Genomic DNA, 16,412 nt, shown 5'->3' with positions numbered 1-16,412 from the left:
GTCGGCTCTCCTCTGCGGAAATCAGTGGGCCACGCCGGCGGCGCCGTGCTCGTCGATCAGCGCTCCGGTATTGAAGCGGTCGATGGAGAACGGGGCGGCGATCGGATGCATCTCGCCCTTGGCCAGGCTCGCCGCGAACACGTTGGCCGAGCCCGGCGTGGCCTTGAAGCCGCCGGTGCCCCAGCCGCAGTTGAAGTACAGGCCCTTGACCTTGGTCTTGGAGATGATCGGGCAGGCGTCCGGGCAGGTGTCGACGATGCCGCCCCACTGACGGTTCATGCGCACCCGCGAGAACATCGGGAACATCTCGACGATCGCCTGCAGGGTGTGCTCGATGGTCGGGTAGCTGCCGCGCTGGCCGTAGCCGTTGTAGCCGTCGATGCCGGCGCCGATGACCAGGTCGCCCTTGTCCGACTGGCTGACGTAGCCGTGCACGTGGTTGGACATGGTCACGGTGTTGAGCACCGGCTTGAGCGGCTCGGAGACCAGCGCCTGCAGCGGATGCGATTCCAGCGGCAGCTTGATGCCGGCCATCTTGGCCATCACGCCGGAGTTGCCGGCGGTCACGCAGCCGACGGTCTTGGCCTCGATGTCACCGCGGTTGGTGTGCACCCCGAAGATCTGGCCGTCGCGGATCTTGAAGCCGGTGACCTCGGTCTGCTGCAGGATGTCCACGCCCAGGGCGTCGGCACCGCGGGCGAAGCCCCAGGCCACGGCGTCGTGACGGGCCACGCCGCCGCGCGGCTGCCAGGAGGCGCCGAGGATCGGGTAGCGAGCGCGCTTGGAGGTGTCCAGCAGCGGCTCGATCTCCTTGATCTGCTCCGGGGTGACCACCTCGCCGTCGACGCCGTTCAGGCGGTTAGCGTTGACGCGGCGCTGGATGTCGCGCATGTCCTGCAGGGTGTGGCCCAGGTTGAGCACGCCGCGCTGGGAGAACATGACGTTGTAGTTGAGGTCCTGGGACAGGCCTTCCCACAGCTTCATGGAATGCTCGTAGAGCGCCGCCGCCTCGTCCCACAGATAGTTGGAACGCACGATGGTGGTGTTGCGCGCGGTGTTGCCGCCGCCCAGCCAGCCCTTCTCGATCACGGCGACGTTGGTGATGCCGTGCTGCTTGGCCAGGTAATAGGCCGTGGCCAGCCCGTGGCCGCCGCCGCCGACGATGATGACATCGTAGGACTTCTTGGGCGTCGGGTTGCGCCACTGGCGCTGCCAGTTCTCGTGGTGGCTCAGCGCGTGCTTGACCAGCCCGAAACCTGAATAACGTTGCATAGGGGTCTACTCCTCAAGGGCCCCGCCGGTTCACCGGCGGGGAACGGGCTCACGCGGTGGCGGTATCGGCCTGTTCGGCGACGGACTTTGCATAGACGGGGTGGCGGGCACACAGCTCGGCCACCTTGCCGCGGACTTCCGCCTCGATGGCGGAGGTGTCTTCCTGCGTCTCCAGCACGTCGAGGATGTCGCAGATCCAGCCGGCCAGGGCCTCGCAGTCGGCCTGGCTGAAGCCGCGGGTGGTCACGGCCGGCGTGCCGAGGCGCAGGCCGGAGGTGACGAACGGGCTCTGCGGGTCGCCCGGCACGGCGTTCTTGTTGACGGTGATGTGCGAACGGCCCAGGGCGGCGTCCGCGTCCTTGCCGGTCACGCCCTGCTTGATCAGCGAGACCAGGAACAGGTGATCGTCGGTGCCGCCGGAGACGACCTCGAAGCCGCGCTCGACGAACACGCTGGCCATGGCCCGGGCGTTGTCGATGACCTGGGCCTGGTAGCGCACGAAGTCCTGGCTCATGGCCTCGCGGAAGGCCACGGCCTTGGCGGCGATGACGTGCATCAGCGGGCCGCCCTGCTGACCCGGGAAGACCGCGCCGTTGAGCTTCTTGTACAGCGCCTCGTCGCCGCTGGCGGAGAGGATCAGGCCACCACGCGGACCGCGCAGGGTCTTGTGGGTGGTGGTGGTCACCACGTGGGCGTGGGGCAGCGGGCTCGGATAGTGGCCGGCGGCGACCAGACCGGCGACGTGGGCCATGTCGACCAGCAGGTAGGCGCCCACGGCGTCGGCGATGTCGCGGAAACGACGCCAGTTGACGACCCGCGAGTAGGCCGAGAAGCCGGCGATGATCAGCTTCGGCTGGTGCTCATGGGCCAGGCGCTCGACTTCCTCGTAGTCGATCTCGCCGGTCTCCGGGTTCAGGCCGTACTGCACGGCGTTGTAGTGCTTGCCGGAGAAGTTCGGCGCGGCGCCGTGGGTCAGGTGACCGCCGTGGGCCAGGCTCATGCCCAGCACGGTGTCGCCCGGGGCGACCATGGCCATGAAGGCCGCGGCGTTGGCCTGGGCGCCGGAGTGGGGCTGGACATTGGCGTAATCGGCGCCGAACAGCGCGCAGGCGCGCTCGATGGCCAGCTGCTCGACCACGTCGACGTGCTCGCAGCCGCCGTAGTAGCGCTTGCCCGGGTAGCCCTCGGCGTACTTGTTGGTCAGCTGACTGCCCTGAGCCGCCATCACCTGGGGGCTGGCGTAGTTCTCGGAGGCAATCAGCTCGATGTGGGCTTCCTGGCGCGCCACCTCGTCTCCGATGGCGGCAGCGATCTGGGGATCGGTCATTGTCAGGTTGTTGTCATTCATTCGTCATCACCCTGGGGTTAGCGTCACAACGTTAAAAGAAGGCGGCGATCGAGGCGTTCTGGAAACGACATCATCATCGTTGAACGAGACACCGCGGTCTCGCTCGTTTCACCTTGGGTACATTGATAGCCAAGCCCGCCGCTCAAAGATTGAATATATGCGACATATTTACCGACAAATTCCCGCCAGAATTTTCAAATAACTGATTTTTAATTATTTAATTTTTTGGCTGTTTTTGTATTTCTACATGCCCTATGCAAAGGGCCGGTGCAGATGCACCGGCCCCGTTGAATGGCCTCGTCGCCCCTGGCCGGCGACGCTGGAACCGACGCCATCGAGGGAACGACGCTCGCCCTCCTCGACCGCCATGATCGGCTCGCCGTCGGCGAGGAAGCGCCTATCCGCTCGCCCCCTCGCGGGAGGCGATATGCAGGAAGAACGGATCCACCGGCGTCTCGCCGCGCTGCGCGGCCTTGCGCAGGGCGGTGGGCGTATCGCCGAAGGCCTCGCGGAAGTGGCGCGAGAAATGGGCGGTGTCGGCGAAACCGCAGCGCTCGCCGATCTCGGTGACGCTCTTGGCGGTGTAGTGCAAGAGCCACAGGCCGTAGCGCAGGCGCAGGTCGCGGGCGAATTTCTGCGGCCCGATGCCCAGTTCCTCGCGAAACTTGCGCTCGATGTTGCGCCGCGACGAGCCCACCCGCCGCGCCAGCTCGTCCACCGTGATCGCCTCGCCCAGGTGCTGCTCGATGATGGTGATGGCGCGGCGCACCAGGCAATCCTCCACCTTGTCGAAGACCACCGGCTGGGGCTGGGGATGCTCGCCGCGTCGCGCCTCGTCGATCAGCATGATGTGCAGGCTCTTCATCGCCCAGGCCTTGCCCAGGTGGCGCTCGACCAGGTAGGCGGCCAGGTCCGCCGAGGCGATGCCGCCGGCGCAGGTCAGTCGGTCGCCGTCGTCGATGAACAGCCGATCCGCCACCGGCTCGATGTCGGGGAAGCGATGGGTCAGGTCGCCGTGGTGGTACCAGCTCACGCAGCAGCGTCGCCCGTTCATCAGCTCCGCCTGGATCAGCGCGAAGACGCCGGTACATACCCCCACCAGCGGCACGCCGGCCTCGGCCACGCCCTGAAGGTAATGGAGCGCCGCCTCGTCCACCGCGTCGTGCTCGTCCTGCACGCCGCCGATGACCACGATGTAGTCGAAGCCGCGAGGATCGCGAAACGGCGAGCAGGGCGTGATGGCGGCGCCGCAGCTGGACATGGCGTCGTGCCCGCCGCTGGTCATGAACACCCAGTGGCAGCGCAGCTGGCGCGAGCGGTCGCCCTCGTCGGCGGCCAGGCGCAGGCAGTCGACGAAGGCCGCGAAGGGCATCAGGGTGAAACGCCGCAGCAGCACGAAGCCGACGGACAGGGGCTCGCTGTCGTGGGAATGACGCATGGGACGGGGACTCTTCGCTCTCGCCGGATCGCCCCTAGTGTCCGGCACGGCGCGGCGCGGCGCAACGCGGGCCCGGCGCATCGGAGCCGGCTCGCTATACTCCCGGAAGACGACCGCTGCCCATGCAGGGAACCCCGGAGTGCCGACGCCCTCACTCGCCTGTTCCCCATCGACGGTGCTCGAAGCCCGTCATCTGACCCGCATCTTCCGCATGGGCACGGTGGAGGTGGCCGCGCTGCGCGGCGTCGATCGGGACCTCGCGGCCGGCGAGCTGGTGGTGCTGCTCGGCCCCTCGGGCAGCGGCAAGTCGACGCTGCTCAACCTGCTCTGCGGGCTGGATATCCCCACCGAAGGCGAGATCCGCTTCCACGGCAACCCGCTGATGGAGATCGGCGATCCGGCCGACCTGGAAGTGGTGGTCGACCTGCTCTCCGAGGACGCGGTGCGCGTCTCCCCGGGCCAGGCGGCCATCCTCGGCGGCTGGGGCGGGCCCGAGCTGGCGGCCAGGGTGCGCCGCATCGAGCCGCTGGGCGTGACCCGCGTCTCGGCGCTGGGCATCGAGGAGCAGCACGTCGACGTGGTGCTCGACCTGAGCGACCCGCCGGCACGCTGGGAGCGCCTCGGCCACGACTATCGGGTCGACGTCGGCATCGTGCTGTTCGAGGGCGAGGTACTGCAGGTGCCGCTCGGCGCGCTGTTCCGCGACGGTGACGACTGGGCGGTGTTCGTCGCCGATGACGGCGAGGCGCGGCGCCAGACGGTCACGATCGGCGCGCGCAACGATCTGGCGGTGCAGATCCGCGACGGCCTGGGAGCGGGCCAGCGGGTGATCGCTATCCCGGCGAGCGGGTCAGCGACGGCAGCGCCATCGTCGAGCGCTGACCGTCGCGACGTTGCCGACACGAATCTCATGGCGTTGCGTCAGCGACGAGCAAGCGCTGCGGTACGTCGCCGCCGTCGTCTCCATCGGACCATGGCCAGCAGCACGACGACGGCCACCACCGGAATGGCTACCAGCCAGCCACCCAGCGTGGCCAGGAGCGGCTTGTCGCCGCCGGCGCGAAGGGTAGCGACTCGCTGTGCGGTCACGTCCAGCGCCGGATTGCCGAAGCGGTCGGCGACGAAGTTGACGACCGCCGCCACCTGCTCATCAGAGTAGTCCCGACCGAAGGCCGGCATGGCGATCTCACCGTCGGCTCCCCGACGATCGATGCCTTTCAGCACCGTCATGACCAGGTTGTTAGGCGATGACGCAGCGGTGGCGGAGGAGTGGTATAGCGAGGGATAGTAGTGGTCCTCGGTTCCGGCACCATTCAACTGATGGCAGCTGGCACAGGAGCTCTCGTAGAGCAGCGCACCATCGGTCATTCCAGCGAAATCACTGCGATCGGCCATCACCTCTGGCAGTGCGCGGCGAGCCTGACGAACGGCGCGCTTGGTCTTATCGGCGCTATCGTCCTGGAACGCGTAGGGCTCGCCGGACGCGTCGCCGCCCCCCTCCTGCGGCGGCGTATGAGTCGAACCAGCGACCGCCGGCACGCTCTTGAGATAGTCCGCCATGGCATGGAGGTCGTCGTCGTCAAGGAAGCGGAAGCTGTTCTCGACCGCTTCGGCCATCGGCCCAGCCGCCACGCCCTTGCCCGTGACATGGCCATTCTTGAGGTAGTCGACCAGCTCTTGATCGCGCCAGCCCCCGATGCCGTTCGTTTCATCGGCCGTGATGTTGGGGGCATACCAGCCTCCCAGCGGCGCACCCGCCAGATACTCATCCTCCTCCGGCGCCATGAAAACGTTGCGCGGGGTGTGACAAGTCCCGCAGTGCGCAAGGTTGTCGACGAGATAGCGTCCTCGGGCCAAGACATGGCTCTCGCCCTCCCGGACAGCAAAGCGTTCATCGTCGGTAAACAGCAGGTTCCAGGCCGCCATCAACCAGCGCTGGTTGAACGGAAAGGCAAGATCGGTATGGCGCCGTGGCGCGCGATCGATCGGCGCCACGCCATCCATGAAATAGCCGTAGAGCGCCCGCATGTCCTCATCGGTGATGCCGGAATAAGCGTCGTATGGCATGGCGGGATAGAGATGGGTCCCTGCCGGCGTCACGCCCTCGCGAACGGCTCGGGCGAACTCGGCCTCGCTCCAGCCACCAATCCCGAACTGCTCGGAGGGCGTGATGTTGGAGGACACGATGTCGCCCAGCGGCGAGGCAATGACGTAGCCGCCGCCGAAGGCATCTTCCTCGTGGTCCGGCGGTGTATGGCAGGCCGCACAGTCGGCGGCCCGCGCCAAGTACTCGCCGCGCGACAGCGAGGCCTGCGATACTCCATCGGCTGCCTCGGCCTGTCCTGCCAGCATCGCCAGCAATAGCGCCAATCCACCGGGAACGAGCCGCCGGCGCAAAGAGAAAACGCTCGTCTCCATGCTCATAGCTCCCTGGCAATGATGTCGGCGGCACGCAGCGAGAGTGCGCACCCGGTCATCGTCGGATTATTGGCTGCGGCGGCCGGCATCACACCGGTCGTCGCCAGAAAAAGGTTGTCGTGATCGTGGGTGCGACACTCGCTGTTGACCACCGAGTCGCGCGGGTCGTCGCCCATGATCACCGTCCCCATCGGGTGATCACGGTTCTCGTACTCAGAGACATTCTTGGCGAAGATCTCGGCGCCCAGCAGGCGCTGGAAATGGTCGAAGTCCTGCTTGACCACCTCCGCCCCTGCCCGGACGTAGTCATTGATGTCGTAGTGGACGTTCATGGTCGGCAGGCCGAAGAAGTCCTTCCTCTCCCGACTGAGCGTGACGCGATTGGTGGGCTCGGGCAGCATCTCGATGTTGCTGGAGAAACCGATGATGCGCGACGACCAGTCGCGGATCTTCTGGTCGAGCTCGGGCCCGATCACCCCCTGACTCAGCAGCTTCTCGGTGATGGAAAAATTGGCCGTGTAGTTCCCGACTTCGTATCGAATGGCCGCATGCCGGGCGCGGAACGACCCATCCCGCCAGTTGAGGATATCGCCCTGCTGCACCGGCCCGCGCCCCGACCACAGCGGCTCGTCGGCCAGCAGCTGAAGCCCGAAGGCGTTGTGGTCCATCAGGTTGCGGCCGACCATGTCGGAACTATTCGCCACGTCCGACATCAGCAGCAGCCGTGGCGTCTCCAGCGCGTGGGCGGCGACGATCACGTAGCGCGACGTCAAGCGCACGCTCTCCTTATCGGGTGTGTAGTAGTGCACCGCGGCGATCTTCTTGCCATCGGAAGACGCCTCCAGCCGGTAGACGACGGCGTTGGGGATCAGCCTCGCACCTTCACGCTCGGCCTTGGTAGAGCTTCGATCGCCGGAATACTGTGCACCGATCGGGCAAATCGGCGAACAGTTGTTGTTGCCGACACAGGCAGGACGATCGCCATAGGGATCGGTCGCTCGACCGTTCGGCTGATAGGTGAAGTGATAGCCGCCCGCGGCAACACGTTCAGCGAGCCGGCGCGAGGCGTAGGACATCGCTTGAGGACGAATCGGATAAGGTTGCCCACGCGGCGGATACGGCTGACCACCCTGGCCAGAATAGTCGGCCTGATCGTCGCCGGAGACGCCCATCTCGACCTCGGCCTTGTAGTAGTAAGGCTCGAGGTCATCGTAGGAAATTGGCCAGTCGCGACCCACCCCATAGGTGGAGTGCAACTTGAAGTCATTGGGCAGATTGCGCCAGCAGGCCCCGCCCCAGTGCCAGGTCGTACCGCCGACCAGCCGCAGCATCCCCGGCACGTAGTTCACCGGCCCACTATTCTCGATATATCCCGGCGTGTAGGAGGTCGGTGCCCACGGTTCGTTGGGATACGGCACATTGCGATTGCCGCCGTTAGTGTAGACGTTGGCGTTGGTGCGGAAATTCTCGAGGATCTTCCAGCGTGGTACACGCGGGCCAGCCTCGAGCAGGATAACCGACTTGCCCTGACGGGCGAGCTCATGAGCGGCCAGACCGCCCATCGCGCCGGCACCCACGACGATCACATCGGCATCGAATTCTTGAGTTGCCATAAGATTCCCTGGAACAGAACGCACAAACGTCGTGCCACAGGGACATCCGGTAGGCAGCGTTCAGATGAATGGAGCGCTTCAGGAGCGCGGCGTGACACCGTGGGGCGGTTCAGCCCAGTGTCCGGGACCACCGCGCGCATAGGTGGGAATGACGGTGACATCGATGGTGGGACGCCACATCAGCGCATCGTGATAGGTCACCATCGTCGAGCTCGCATCGGAGAAGCCATCCACCCTGCCGACACGGCCGAGATACCAGGCACTGACGATATCGACGGCGGTAGCCTTGAGCCCGGGATCCAGCGCAATCGATGAATCGGGATAATCTTCGAAGCGCTCTAGCCCAGACCTTGCAGCGGCCTTGGAAAGAGCCGCAAAGCGCTCGGCAAATTTCTCGTTTCGCTGGCACAGCGCTGCCCAGGCGACATCGGCCAGCTCATCGGCAATATCACTATGGCCGGTCAACAGCCGTGAGAGCGACATGAAGTCACTGGGCGCCACCCGCTCGGTTTCCACGGCCGCATAGGACGATGTCAAAAAGCCGTTCTGCCCCATCAGCCATAGCGCCGGCATAGCGAACACCATGCCTTTCAGCAGGCGTCGGCGCGGCAGGACAGGGGTATCCTCTGAATCATCACCCAACTCTTTGTGCACTCTCACCCCCTGAGACTCCGTGGAACATCGTCTTGAGATCCATCCTGCCAACCTCACCTGCGGCATGATGACGCATGAAGTAAGCATCTCTAAGATATTAACGAAGCCTGATATATAGGTAAAGATCGCTGGCTAACAAAATAACGAAAGCACTATTCCAAGATCTCGAATAATGCGATTTACACACCTTTATTCAAAAACTTCATATAGATATTAAGTAAAACTCTTCCATCAAAAATAGTGATAAAGAATGGCCAGGAGGACAGGATGGACCCCATGGAAAAGCGCCTTTTTCTTATTCCAACCTCAGCCTTTCACGCCTACGCCGAGACGAAAAAGCCCCGGGCCGCTTGGCCAGGGGCTCTTCGTCACCTATCACACAGGATCGCGGGCGACGCTAGTAGTCCACGACCAGGTTGGTCTTGGGCGTGCTGCAGCAGGACAGGATGTAGCCCTCGGCCACGTCCTCGTCGGTGATGCCGCCGTTGTGCTCCATCTCGACCTCGCCCTCGGTCACGGCCACGCGGCAGGTGCCACAGATGCCCATGCCGCAGGCCTTCGGAATGTGCAGGCCCAGCTTGGCGGCGGCGGTGTGCACGGTCTCGCCCGGCTGGATGCGCACGCTCTTGCCGGTGGTGCTGAACTCGACGCTCAGCATGTCGGAAACGTCGAGCTCCTCGGCCTCGGCCTCGGCCTGCTCCACGTTCTCGATGACGTCTTCCTGCACGTCCTGCGGCGTGGCGCCGAAGGCCTCCTCGTGGTAGTGGCTCATGTCGAAGCCGTTTTCCTGAAGCAGGCGCTTGACCGCGTTCATATACGGCGTAGGGCCGCAGCAGAAGATCTCGCGGTCCATGAAGTCCGGCGCCATCAGCTCCAGCATCGCCTGGCTCAGGTAACCGCGGAAGCCGGACCAGGCTTCGCCCAGCTCGTCGCTGCGCTCGCAGACGATGTGCATCTTGAACTCGGGGATCCGCGAGAAGATGTGCTCCAGCTCGCGGTGGAAGATGATGTCCTGGGGCGTGCGCGAGCTGTGCACGAACTGCAGGTCCACCGTGGCGTTGGTGTCGAACAGCCAGCGCACCATCGACATCAGCGGGGTGATGCCCACGCCGCCGGACAGCATCAGCACCTTGTCGGCCGGATAGTCGATGATGTTGAACTTGCCGACCGGACCGTGCACGGCCAGCTCGTCGTTGACCTTGAGGTTGTCGTGCAGCCAGTTGGAGACCACGCCGCCCGGCATGCGCTTGACGGTGATCGAGAAGCTGTAGGGCACCGACGGGGAGCTGGAGATGGTGTAGGAGCGCATCACCTGCTCGCCGTCGATCTCCAGTTCCAGGGTCACGAACTGTCCCGGCTTGAAGAAGAACATCACCGGCTGCTCGGCCATGAAGCAGAAGGTGCGGGTATCCCAGGTCTCCTGGATCACCTTGACGCAACGCACCTGGTGGCGGCCGTTGGTCCAGGTCTGGGTGGTGACGGGATTGACGGGATTGAGATAATTCATTGTCATGATGGTATCGCCTGGGGTCGCCTGGGGCTGCAGCGTGAAGCGCTCGATCCGACGGCGGAGACACCGCCTGCCGTTGGCAGAATTCTGCGCACGCCTGCGCTCCCCCACTTGCCTGTCAGCGACATGGCCATACCCGACAGGTCCACCTGTGCGACATTTCTTCTCCCCCCTGGTCGCTGTTGCATCATCACGCGTCGCCGGTGGACAACCCCCCCCGCTGACGCTGTTTCAAACTCACCTCACCCGCCGCGGCCCCACCGGGGCGTGAATTCGCTAGACCTTGGCCCGCATTTCAACAATCCCGAGGCTGTCACAGCAGCCCAGCAATGAGGAAGCGTCCCACCATGGATTCACTGTCACCTGCCCGCCTGGATGACCCCCTGGCCCCGGCACGCGAGGCCACCGCCGAGATGCTGAAGGAGCGTCAGCACCATTATTCGCTGCCCCAGCCCTTCTACAACGACGAGCGGCTGTTCGCCCTCGACATGCAGGAAATCTTCGAGAAGGAGTGGCTGTTCGCGGGCATGACCTCCGAGATTCCCGCCAAGGGCAATTTCATGACCCTGGAGGTCGGGGACAACCCGGTGGTGATCGTGCGCGGCAACGACGGTGAAGTGCACGCCTTCCACAACGTCTGCCGCCACCGCGGCTCGCGCCTGTGCGTGGCCGACAAGGGCAAGGTCGCCAAGCTGGTCTGCCCCTACCATCAGTGGACCTACGAGCTGGACGGCCGCCTTTTGTTCGCCGGCACCGAGATGGGCCAGTCATTCAACCTCGCCGATCATGGCCTCAAGCCGGTTCACGTGCGCACCGGCGGCGGCTTCATCTTCGTCAGCCTGGCCGACGAGGCCCCGGCGATCGACGGTTTCCTCGAGACGCTGGACCACTACCTGGCGCCCTACGACATGGAAAACCTCAAGGTCGCCGTGGAATCCAGCATCGTCGAGCAGTGCAACTGGAAGCTGGTGCTCGAGAACAACCGCGAGTGCTACCACTGCAACGGCGCGCACCCGGAGCTGCTCAACTCCCTGCAGGAGTTCGACGACACCGACGATCCCCGCGCCACCCCGGCCTACAAGGACCTGGTCGCGCGCAAGCAGGCCGACTGGGAAGCCCAGTGCGTGCCCTACAAGCTGACCCGCCTGGATCGTCGCAACCGCCTGACTCGCACCCCGCTGCTGGACGGCGCGGAATCGATGACCATGGACGGCAAGCGCGCCTGCCAGAAGCTGATGGGCAACCTGCAGAGCGCCGACCTGGGCTCGCTGCGCATCCTGCACCTGCCGAACTCCTGGAACCATTTCATGGGCGACCATGCCCTCGTCTTCCGGGTCATGCCGATCGGCCCGCAGCAGACCGTGGTGACCACCAAGTGGCTGGTGCACAAGGATGCCGTGGAAGGCGTCGACTACCATCCCGAGCAGATGCGCAAGGTGTGGGACGCCACCAACGACCAGGACCGTCGCCTGGCCGAGGAAAACCAGCGCGGCATCAACTCCAAGAGCTACCAGCCGGGCCCGTACTCCGAGACCTACGAGTATGGCGTCATCGACTTCGTCAACTGGTACAGCGAGCGCATGCTGGAGAACCTGGGCCACAGCCGGCCCGACCTGCAGCTCGCCAACGGCTGATCTCGTCCCCGCTCGCGCCCGCCATCGCAAGGACCCGCCTCGGAGGGTCCCTTTCTATCGTCGCCGCGTCGGCGCCGACACGAGCGGCCAGACACCAAGACGCCCCGCCCGGACCTCCGGGCGGGGCGCGTTCGTTCGGCGGCTCGAGAGAGCGGCCGCGGCCCTCAGGCCGGTTCGCCGTCTCCGCTCGGCAGCTCCATCAGATGCTGCTCGATGGCCTCGCGCACCGCGGGCAGCATCACGTCGGTCTGGGCCATCAGCCCTCGCACCAGCGCCTCGAGCCCCGGCACACCGGCCTCGTCATGCTTGAGCCGTGCCAGACGGGCACAGGTCTCGGGGCAGGCATCCCTGGGGATATGAATGTCCAGCGCCACCAGGCGGTCGCGGAAGTCGTCCCCGTCGATCAGGTCGACGATCATCATGGTGGGTTCCCCCTGTTGTTGGTGTTCGGGCTCGGTGGTCTCCGCCGATCGTGACGATGCGGGGCTCGGCGCCCCCGGATAGCGCCAAGATTGGCACTCCGCGGCGACCGCCGCAATGCCGGCGAGCCTGCTGTCCGATGTCGCCTCGGGAGCGTCGCCGCCGCTCTCCCCACCTCTCCCCCCAACGCATGACGGCGCCCCGAGGGGCGCCGTCATGGAGAGAGCCTGACGCCCTCGTACCACGACATCCTATATCCCGGGCGTCTTACTCCCGGAGGTCCTATTCCCGAAGGTCTCAGGCGGCCACGCTGCCGTGCGGGTCGATGACGAATTTCTTGGCCGCACCACCATCGAAGTCGGCGTAGCCCTGCGGCGCCTGGTCCAGGGTGATCATCTGCACGTTGACCGCGTCGGCGATGTTGACCTTGCCGAACAGGATCGCCTGCATCAGCGGACGGTGATACTTCATCACCGGGCACTGGCCGGTGTGGAAGCTGTGCGACTTGGCCCAGCCGAGGCCGAAGCGCATGCTCAGGCTGCCCTGCTGGGCGGCGGCGTCGGCAGAGCCCGGGTCCTCGGTCACGTACAGGCCGGGGATGCCGATCTGACCGCCGGCGCGGGTCACCGACATGGCGGAGTTCAGCACCGCGGCCGGCGCTTCCTGGCCGTGGTTGCAGCCGCAGGCGTGGGCCTCGAAGCCGACGCAGTCGACGAAGGCATCGACTTCGCGCTCGCCGAGGATGACCTCGATCTTGTCGGCCATGTCGCCGTCTTCGGTCAGATCGATGGTCTCGCAGCCGAAGCTGCGGGCCTGGGCCAGGCGGTCCTCGATCATGTCGCCGACGATGACGCAGGCGGCACCCAGCAGCTGGGCGGAGACCGCGGCGGCCAGGCCGACCGGGCCGGCGCCGGCGATGTAGACGGTGGAGCCCGGGCCGACGCCGGCGGTGACGCAGCCGTGGAAGCCGGTCGGGAAGATGTCGGACAGAAGCGTCAGGTCCTTGATCTTCTCCATGGCCTGGTCGGCGTCCGGGAACTTCAGCAGGTTGAAGTCGGCGTAGGGGACCATGACGTATTCGGTCTGGCCGCCGACCCAGCCGCCCATGTCGACGTAGCCGTAGGCCGCGCCCGGACGCGACGGGTTGACGTTCAGGCAGATGCCGGTCTGGCCCGACTTGCAGTTGCGGCAGCGGCCGCAGGCGATGTTGAACGGCACCGACACCATGTCGCCCGGGCTCAGGAATTCAACGTCGCGGCCGCACTCGACCACGATGCCGGTGATCTCGTGACCCAGCACCAGACCTTCCGGGGCGGTGGTACGGCCCCGCACCATGTGCTGGTCGCTGCCACAGATGTTGGTGGTGACGACCTTGAGGATCACGCCGTGTTCGCACTTGCGATTGCCGAGGGCGAGTTCCGGGTAGGCGATGGACTCGACGGCGACCTCGCCCGGGCCCTTGTAGACGACTCCGCGGTTGTTAGAACTCATGTGGCTGGCTTCCTTCATGGTTTTTGTGGACTCACGGTACAAGACCGTCCTCCCGACCCTACCCCTCTCGCCTGGCCGGAACGCTCCTCGAGCGGCTTCGTCATGTCCATCCGCGACCCCCTGAGGCCACTTGCTGTCGACGCACAGCTACAGGTCGCTTTCACGACACTCCTCGAACCGGCCCGACGACAAGAATGGTCGGCGCCGCCCGGCGCGGCACACAACAACAACCGAGGAATACGCATGACTCACGATGACGACCCTGTCCTGTCGGCCGGACAGGACAACAAGCAGATGATGGGGCTGGACTTCCACAACCCCGTGTTCCCGCTGTCTGCGCTGGCCATTCTCGGCTTCATTCTCTACGCGCTGGTCTACCCCGACGCCGCCAACACCCAGCTGGGGGCGGCGCGCGGCTTCGCCATCGAGCACTTCGACTGGCTGTTCATGATCGCCGGCAACGCGTTCGTGGTGCTGTGCCTGGCGCTGATCGTGCTGCCGCTGGGCCGCATTCGCCTGGGCGGCCCCGGCGCCCGGCCGGATCATTCGCTGGTGTCCTGGTTCAGCATGCTGTTCGCCGCCGGCATGGGCATCGGCCTGATGTTCTGGAGCGTGGCCGAGCCGGTCGCCTACTACACCGACTGGTACGGCACCCCGCTCGACGTCGCCGCCCGCACCCCGGAAGGCGCCAGCGCCGCCATGGGCGCCACCATGTTCCACTGGGGCCTCCATCCCTGGGCGATCTACGGCGTGGTCGGGCTGTCGCTGGCCTTCTTCGCCTACAACCGCGGCCTGCCGCTGACCCTGCGTTCGGCCTTCACGCCGCTGCTCGGCGAGCGCACCCGCGGCTGGTTCGGCCATCTGGTGGACATCCTCGCGGTGCTGGCCACCATCTTCGGCCTGGCCACCTCGCTGGGCTTCGGCGCCTCCCAGGCCGCCGGCGGCCTCAACTACCTGTTCGACGTGCCCAACACCCTCGGCACCCAGCTCGCCATCATCGTGGCGGTCACCGCGGTGGCGCTGTTCTCCGTGTGGCGGGGCATCGACGGCGGGGTCAAGCTGTTCTCCAACATCAACATGGTGATCGCCCTGCTGCTGCTGGCGTTCGTGGTCATCACCGGTTCCACCCTGCTGTTCGTCAACGGCCTGTGGGACACCGGCGTGGCCTACCTGACGCACCTGGTGCCGCTGTCGAACTGGATCGGCCGCGAGGACGACACCTGGTTCCACGGCTGGACCGTGTTCTACTGGGCCTGGTGGATCTCCTGGTCGCCGTTCGTCGGCATGTTCATCGCCCGGGTCTCGCGCGGCCGCACGGTGCGGGAATTCCTGATGGCGGTGCTGCTGGTACCGACGCTGGTCACCGTCGTGTGGATGAGCGCCTTCGGCGGCAACGCCCTGGCCCAGTCCGCGAGCGGCGTCGGCGCGCTGGCCGACGGCATCGGCGAGGTGTCGCTGGCGATGTTCCAGATGCTCGAGCACCTGCCGCTGACCACCTTGACCTCGACCATGGCCATCGTGCTGGTGCTGGTGTTCTTCATCACCTCCTCGGACTCCGGCTCGCTGGTGATCGACAACATCACCGCCGGCGGCAAGGTCGACGCCCCGCGCACCCAGCGGGTGTTCTGGGCCACCCTGGAAGGCGTGATCGCCGGCGTGCTGCTCTATGGCGGCGGCGACAAGGCCCTCGGCGCCCTCCAGGCCGGCGCCGTGGCCACCGGCCTGCCCTTCACCCTGGTGCTGCTGCTGATGGCCGTGGGGCTGGTCAAGAGCCTGCGCGAGGAGCAGCGCGCCCTGGGCACCGCCCGGGCCGCCTGATCCGGCGATCCGCTCTCCTTCGACGCCCCCGGCCGGGACCTCCCGCCGGGGGCGTCGGCGTTATCGAGCCCCGTTCCGGCCCCCGCGGGGCTCGACCTCGCCGCCGGTTCCGGGCATGGTGGTAGCACCATGCCCGGGCACCGCTCGGCGCCCGGGGCCACGAGCGTCAAACCCGTCTCACACCGTCAGGAGAAAGAACCCCAATGTCCAAACGACTCGTGTCGGGCCTGATCGGCCTGCTGTGCCTGCTGCCGCTGGCCTCCTCGGCCCTCGCCCAGTCCAGCATGTCCGGCCAGGGCCAGGGCGGCAATTTCGAGAGCGAGCAGTACCAGAGCTGGGAAGTGCGCTGCCCCACCGACGGCCAGAACGCCCCGTGCAGCATGACCCAGCTGGTCACCAACCCGGATGACGACCAGCCGGTGATGCGCGTGATCATCGCCCAGCCGCCCCAGGCCGAGGCGCCGATCATGACCTTCCTGCTGCCGCTGGGCGTGCGCCTGGCGCCGGGCCTGCAGCTCAGCGTGGACGGCGGCGAAGGCGTGCCCTTCCCCTACCAGGTCTGCGACCAGCCGGGCTGCCGCGCCGACCTGCCGCTGGAGCCGTCGCTGATGCAGCAGCTGCGCGGGGGCAGCAACGCCACCCTGAGCCTGATCGGCCCGCGCGGCAATCGCCGCGACCTGAACATCTCGCTGATGGGCTTCACCAACGCCAGCCAGCAGATCTGAGTCGCGCGTCGCGCCACGAAAAAAGCCCCGGTCATCGACCGGGGCTTTTGCTTTGGTGCACTAAAACGGCT

At 66.0% G+C, this 16,412-nt stretch carries 12 protein-coding genes and 1 pseudogene; 4 read left to right on the top strand and 9 right to left on the bottom strand.

The genetic code is table 11. The features are described 5' to 3' along the window. Positions 1-21: 21 nt before the first annotated feature. The 3 genes from ACGTNF_RS11880 to ACGTNF_RS11870 form a co-directional block, all read right to left on the bottom strand. Positions 22-1,272, bottom strand: coding sequence for a sarcosine oxidase subunit beta family protein (locus tag ACGTNF_RS11880; RefSeq protein WP_016853743.1), 1,251 nt, complete (start codon positions 1,270-1,272; stop codon positions 22-24). 49 nt (positions 1,273-1,321) lie between these two features. Next, a complete protein-coding gene (glyA, locus tag ACGTNF_RS11875; protein ID WP_394601889.1) occupies positions 1,322-2,620 on the bottom strand; it encodes a serine hydroxymethyltransferase in 1,299 nt (432 codons plus the stop codon). Between the two features lie 397 nt (positions 2,621-3,017). Beyond that, on the bottom strand, positions 3,018-4,058 hold the full coding sequence (locus tag ACGTNF_RS11870; protein WP_394601888.1) for a GlxA family transcriptional regulator: 1,041 nt from the start codon (positions 4,056-4,058) through the stop codon (positions 3,018-3,020). Here ACGTNF_RS11870 and ACGTNF_RS16300 point away from each other — a divergent pair. Continuing rightward, positions 4,057-4,890 (top strand): annotated as a pseudogene (locus ACGTNF_RS16300) (efflux RND transporter periplasmic adaptor subunit); the annotation flags it as partial. The gene ACGTNF_RS11870 and the pseudogene ACGTNF_RS16300 sit on opposite strands and share 2 nt — an antisense overlap. A gap of 89 nt (positions 4,891-4,979) precedes the next feature. On the opposite strand, the gene ACGTNF_RS11860 reads toward ACGTNF_RS16300, so the two are convergent. From ACGTNF_RS11860 to gbcB, 4 genes are all read right to left on the bottom strand, one after another. Beyond that, positions 4,980-6,476 (bottom strand): c-type cytochrome, encoded by a 1,497-nt coding sequence (locus tag ACGTNF_RS11860; RefSeq protein ID WP_394601887.1) that lies wholly within the window; start codon positions 6,474-6,476, stop codon positions 4,980-4,982. A gap of 2 nt (positions 6,477-6,478) precedes the next feature. Then, positions 6,479-8,089, bottom strand: coding sequence for a GMC family oxidoreductase (locus ACGTNF_RS11855; protein ID WP_394601886.1), 1,611 nt, complete (start codon positions 8,087-8,089; stop codon positions 6,479-6,481). Between the two features lie 78 nt (positions 8,090-8,167). Next, on the bottom strand, positions 8,168-8,749 hold the full coding sequence (locus ACGTNF_RS11850) for a sugar dehydrogenase complex small subunit (protein ID WP_394601885.1): 582 nt from the start codon (positions 8,747-8,749) through the stop codon (positions 8,168-8,170). Positions 8,750-9,140: 391 nt separating this feature from the next. Next, on the bottom strand, positions 9,141-10,256 hold the full coding sequence (gene gbcB / locus ACGTNF_RS11845) for a glycine betaine monooxygenase reductase subunit (RefSeq protein WP_026068277.1): 1,116 nt from the start codon (positions 10,254-10,256) through the stop codon (positions 9,141-9,143). A gap of 344 nt (positions 10,257-10,600) precedes the next feature. Between gbcB and gbca the strand changes: the two genes are divergently transcribed. Then, positions 10,601-11,887, top strand: coding sequence for a glycine betaine monooxygenase oxygenase subunit (gene gbca, locus ACGTNF_RS11840; protein ID WP_394601884.1), 1,287 nt, complete (start codon positions 10,601-10,603; stop codon positions 11,885-11,887). Between the two features lie 164 nt (positions 11,888-12,051). Here gbca and ACGTNF_RS11835 read toward each other — a convergent pair whose 3' ends face one another. Both ACGTNF_RS11835 and fdhA read right to left on the bottom strand, forming a co-directional pair. Next, positions 12,052-12,309 carry a hypothetical protein gene (locus ACGTNF_RS11835; protein ID WP_394601883.1) on the bottom strand — a complete coding sequence of 86 codons (258 nt, stop codon included), beginning with the start codon at positions 12,307-12,309 and terminating at the stop codon, positions 12,052-12,054. A gap of 295 nt (positions 12,310-12,604) precedes the next feature. Further along, on the bottom strand, positions 12,605-13,798 hold the full coding sequence (fdhA, locus tag ACGTNF_RS11830) for a formaldehyde dehydrogenase, glutathione-independent (RefSeq protein WP_016853735.1): 1,194 nt from the start codon (positions 13,796-13,798) through the stop codon (positions 12,605-12,607). Positions 13,799-14,041: 243 nt separating this feature from the next. Between fdhA and ACGTNF_RS11825 the strand changes: the two genes are divergently transcribed. Both ACGTNF_RS11825 and ACGTNF_RS11820 read left to right on the top strand, forming a co-directional pair. Then, positions 14,042-15,616 carry a BCCT family transporter gene (locus ACGTNF_RS11825; protein ID WP_394601882.1) on the top strand — a complete coding sequence of 525 codons (1,575 nt, stop codon included), beginning with the start codon at positions 14,042-14,044 and terminating at the stop codon, positions 15,614-15,616. 203 nt (positions 15,617-15,819) lie between these two features. Then, positions 15,820-16,341 (top strand): invasion associated locus B family protein, encoded by a 522-nt coding sequence (locus tag ACGTNF_RS11820; protein ID WP_394601881.1) that lies wholly within the window; start codon positions 15,820-15,822, stop codon positions 16,339-16,341. The last annotated feature ends 71 nt before the right edge of the window (positions 16,342-16,412 follow it).

Source organism: Halomonas sp. B23F22_10 (genome assembly GCF_043496975.1).
GTDB lineage: Bacteria > Pseudomonadota > Gammaproteobacteria > Pseudomonadales > Halomonadaceae > Halomonas > Halomonas smyrnensis.
Note: the sequence above shows the minus strand (reverse complement) of the source record. Positions and strands in the feature narration are given on the sequence as shown.

Bases quoted from the DNA above. Each gene is read 5' to 3' on its own strand.
- ACGTNF_RS11820 (WP_394601881.1), top strand. From the start codon at position 15,820: ATGTCCAAACGACTCGTGTCGGGCCTGATCGGCCTGCTGTGCCTGCTG.
- ACGTNF_RS11825 (WP_394601882.1), top strand. From the start codon at position 14,042: ATGACTCACGATGACGACCCTGTCCTGTCGGCCGGACAGGACAACAAG.
- glyA (WP_394601889.1), bottom strand. From the start codon at position 2,620: ATGAATGACAACAACCTGACAATGACCGATCCCCAGATCGCTGCCGCC.
- gbca (WP_394601884.1), top strand. From the start codon at position 10,601: ATGGATTCACTGTCACCTGCCCGCCTGGATGACCCCCTGGCCCCGGCA.
- ACGTNF_RS11855 (WP_394601886.1), bottom strand. From the start codon at position 8,089: ATGGCAACTCAAGAATTCGATGCCGATGTGATCGTCGTGGGTGCCGGC.
- ACGTNF_RS11860 (WP_394601887.1), bottom strand. From the start codon at position 6,476: ATGGAGACGAGCGTTTTCTCTTTGCGCCGGCGGCTCGTTCCCGGTGGA.
- ACGTNF_RS11870 (WP_394601888.1), bottom strand. From the start codon at position 4,058: ATGCGTCATTCCCACGACAGCGAGCCCCTGTCCGTCGGCTTCGTGCTG.
- ACGTNF_RS11835 (WP_394601883.1), bottom strand. From the start codon at position 12,309: ATGATGATCGTCGACCTGATCGACGGGGACGACTTCCGCGACCGCCTG.
- gbcB (WP_026068277.1), bottom strand. From the start codon at position 10,256: ATGACAATGAATTATCTCAATCCCGTCAATCCCGTCACCACCCAGACC.
- fdhA (WP_016853735.1), bottom strand. From the start codon at position 13,798: ATGAGTTCTAACAACCGCGGAGTCGTCTACAAGGGCCCGGGCGAGGTC.
- ACGTNF_RS11880 (WP_016853743.1), bottom strand. From the start codon at position 1,272: ATGCAACGTTATTCAGGTTTCGGGCTGGTCAAGCACGCGCTGAGCCAC.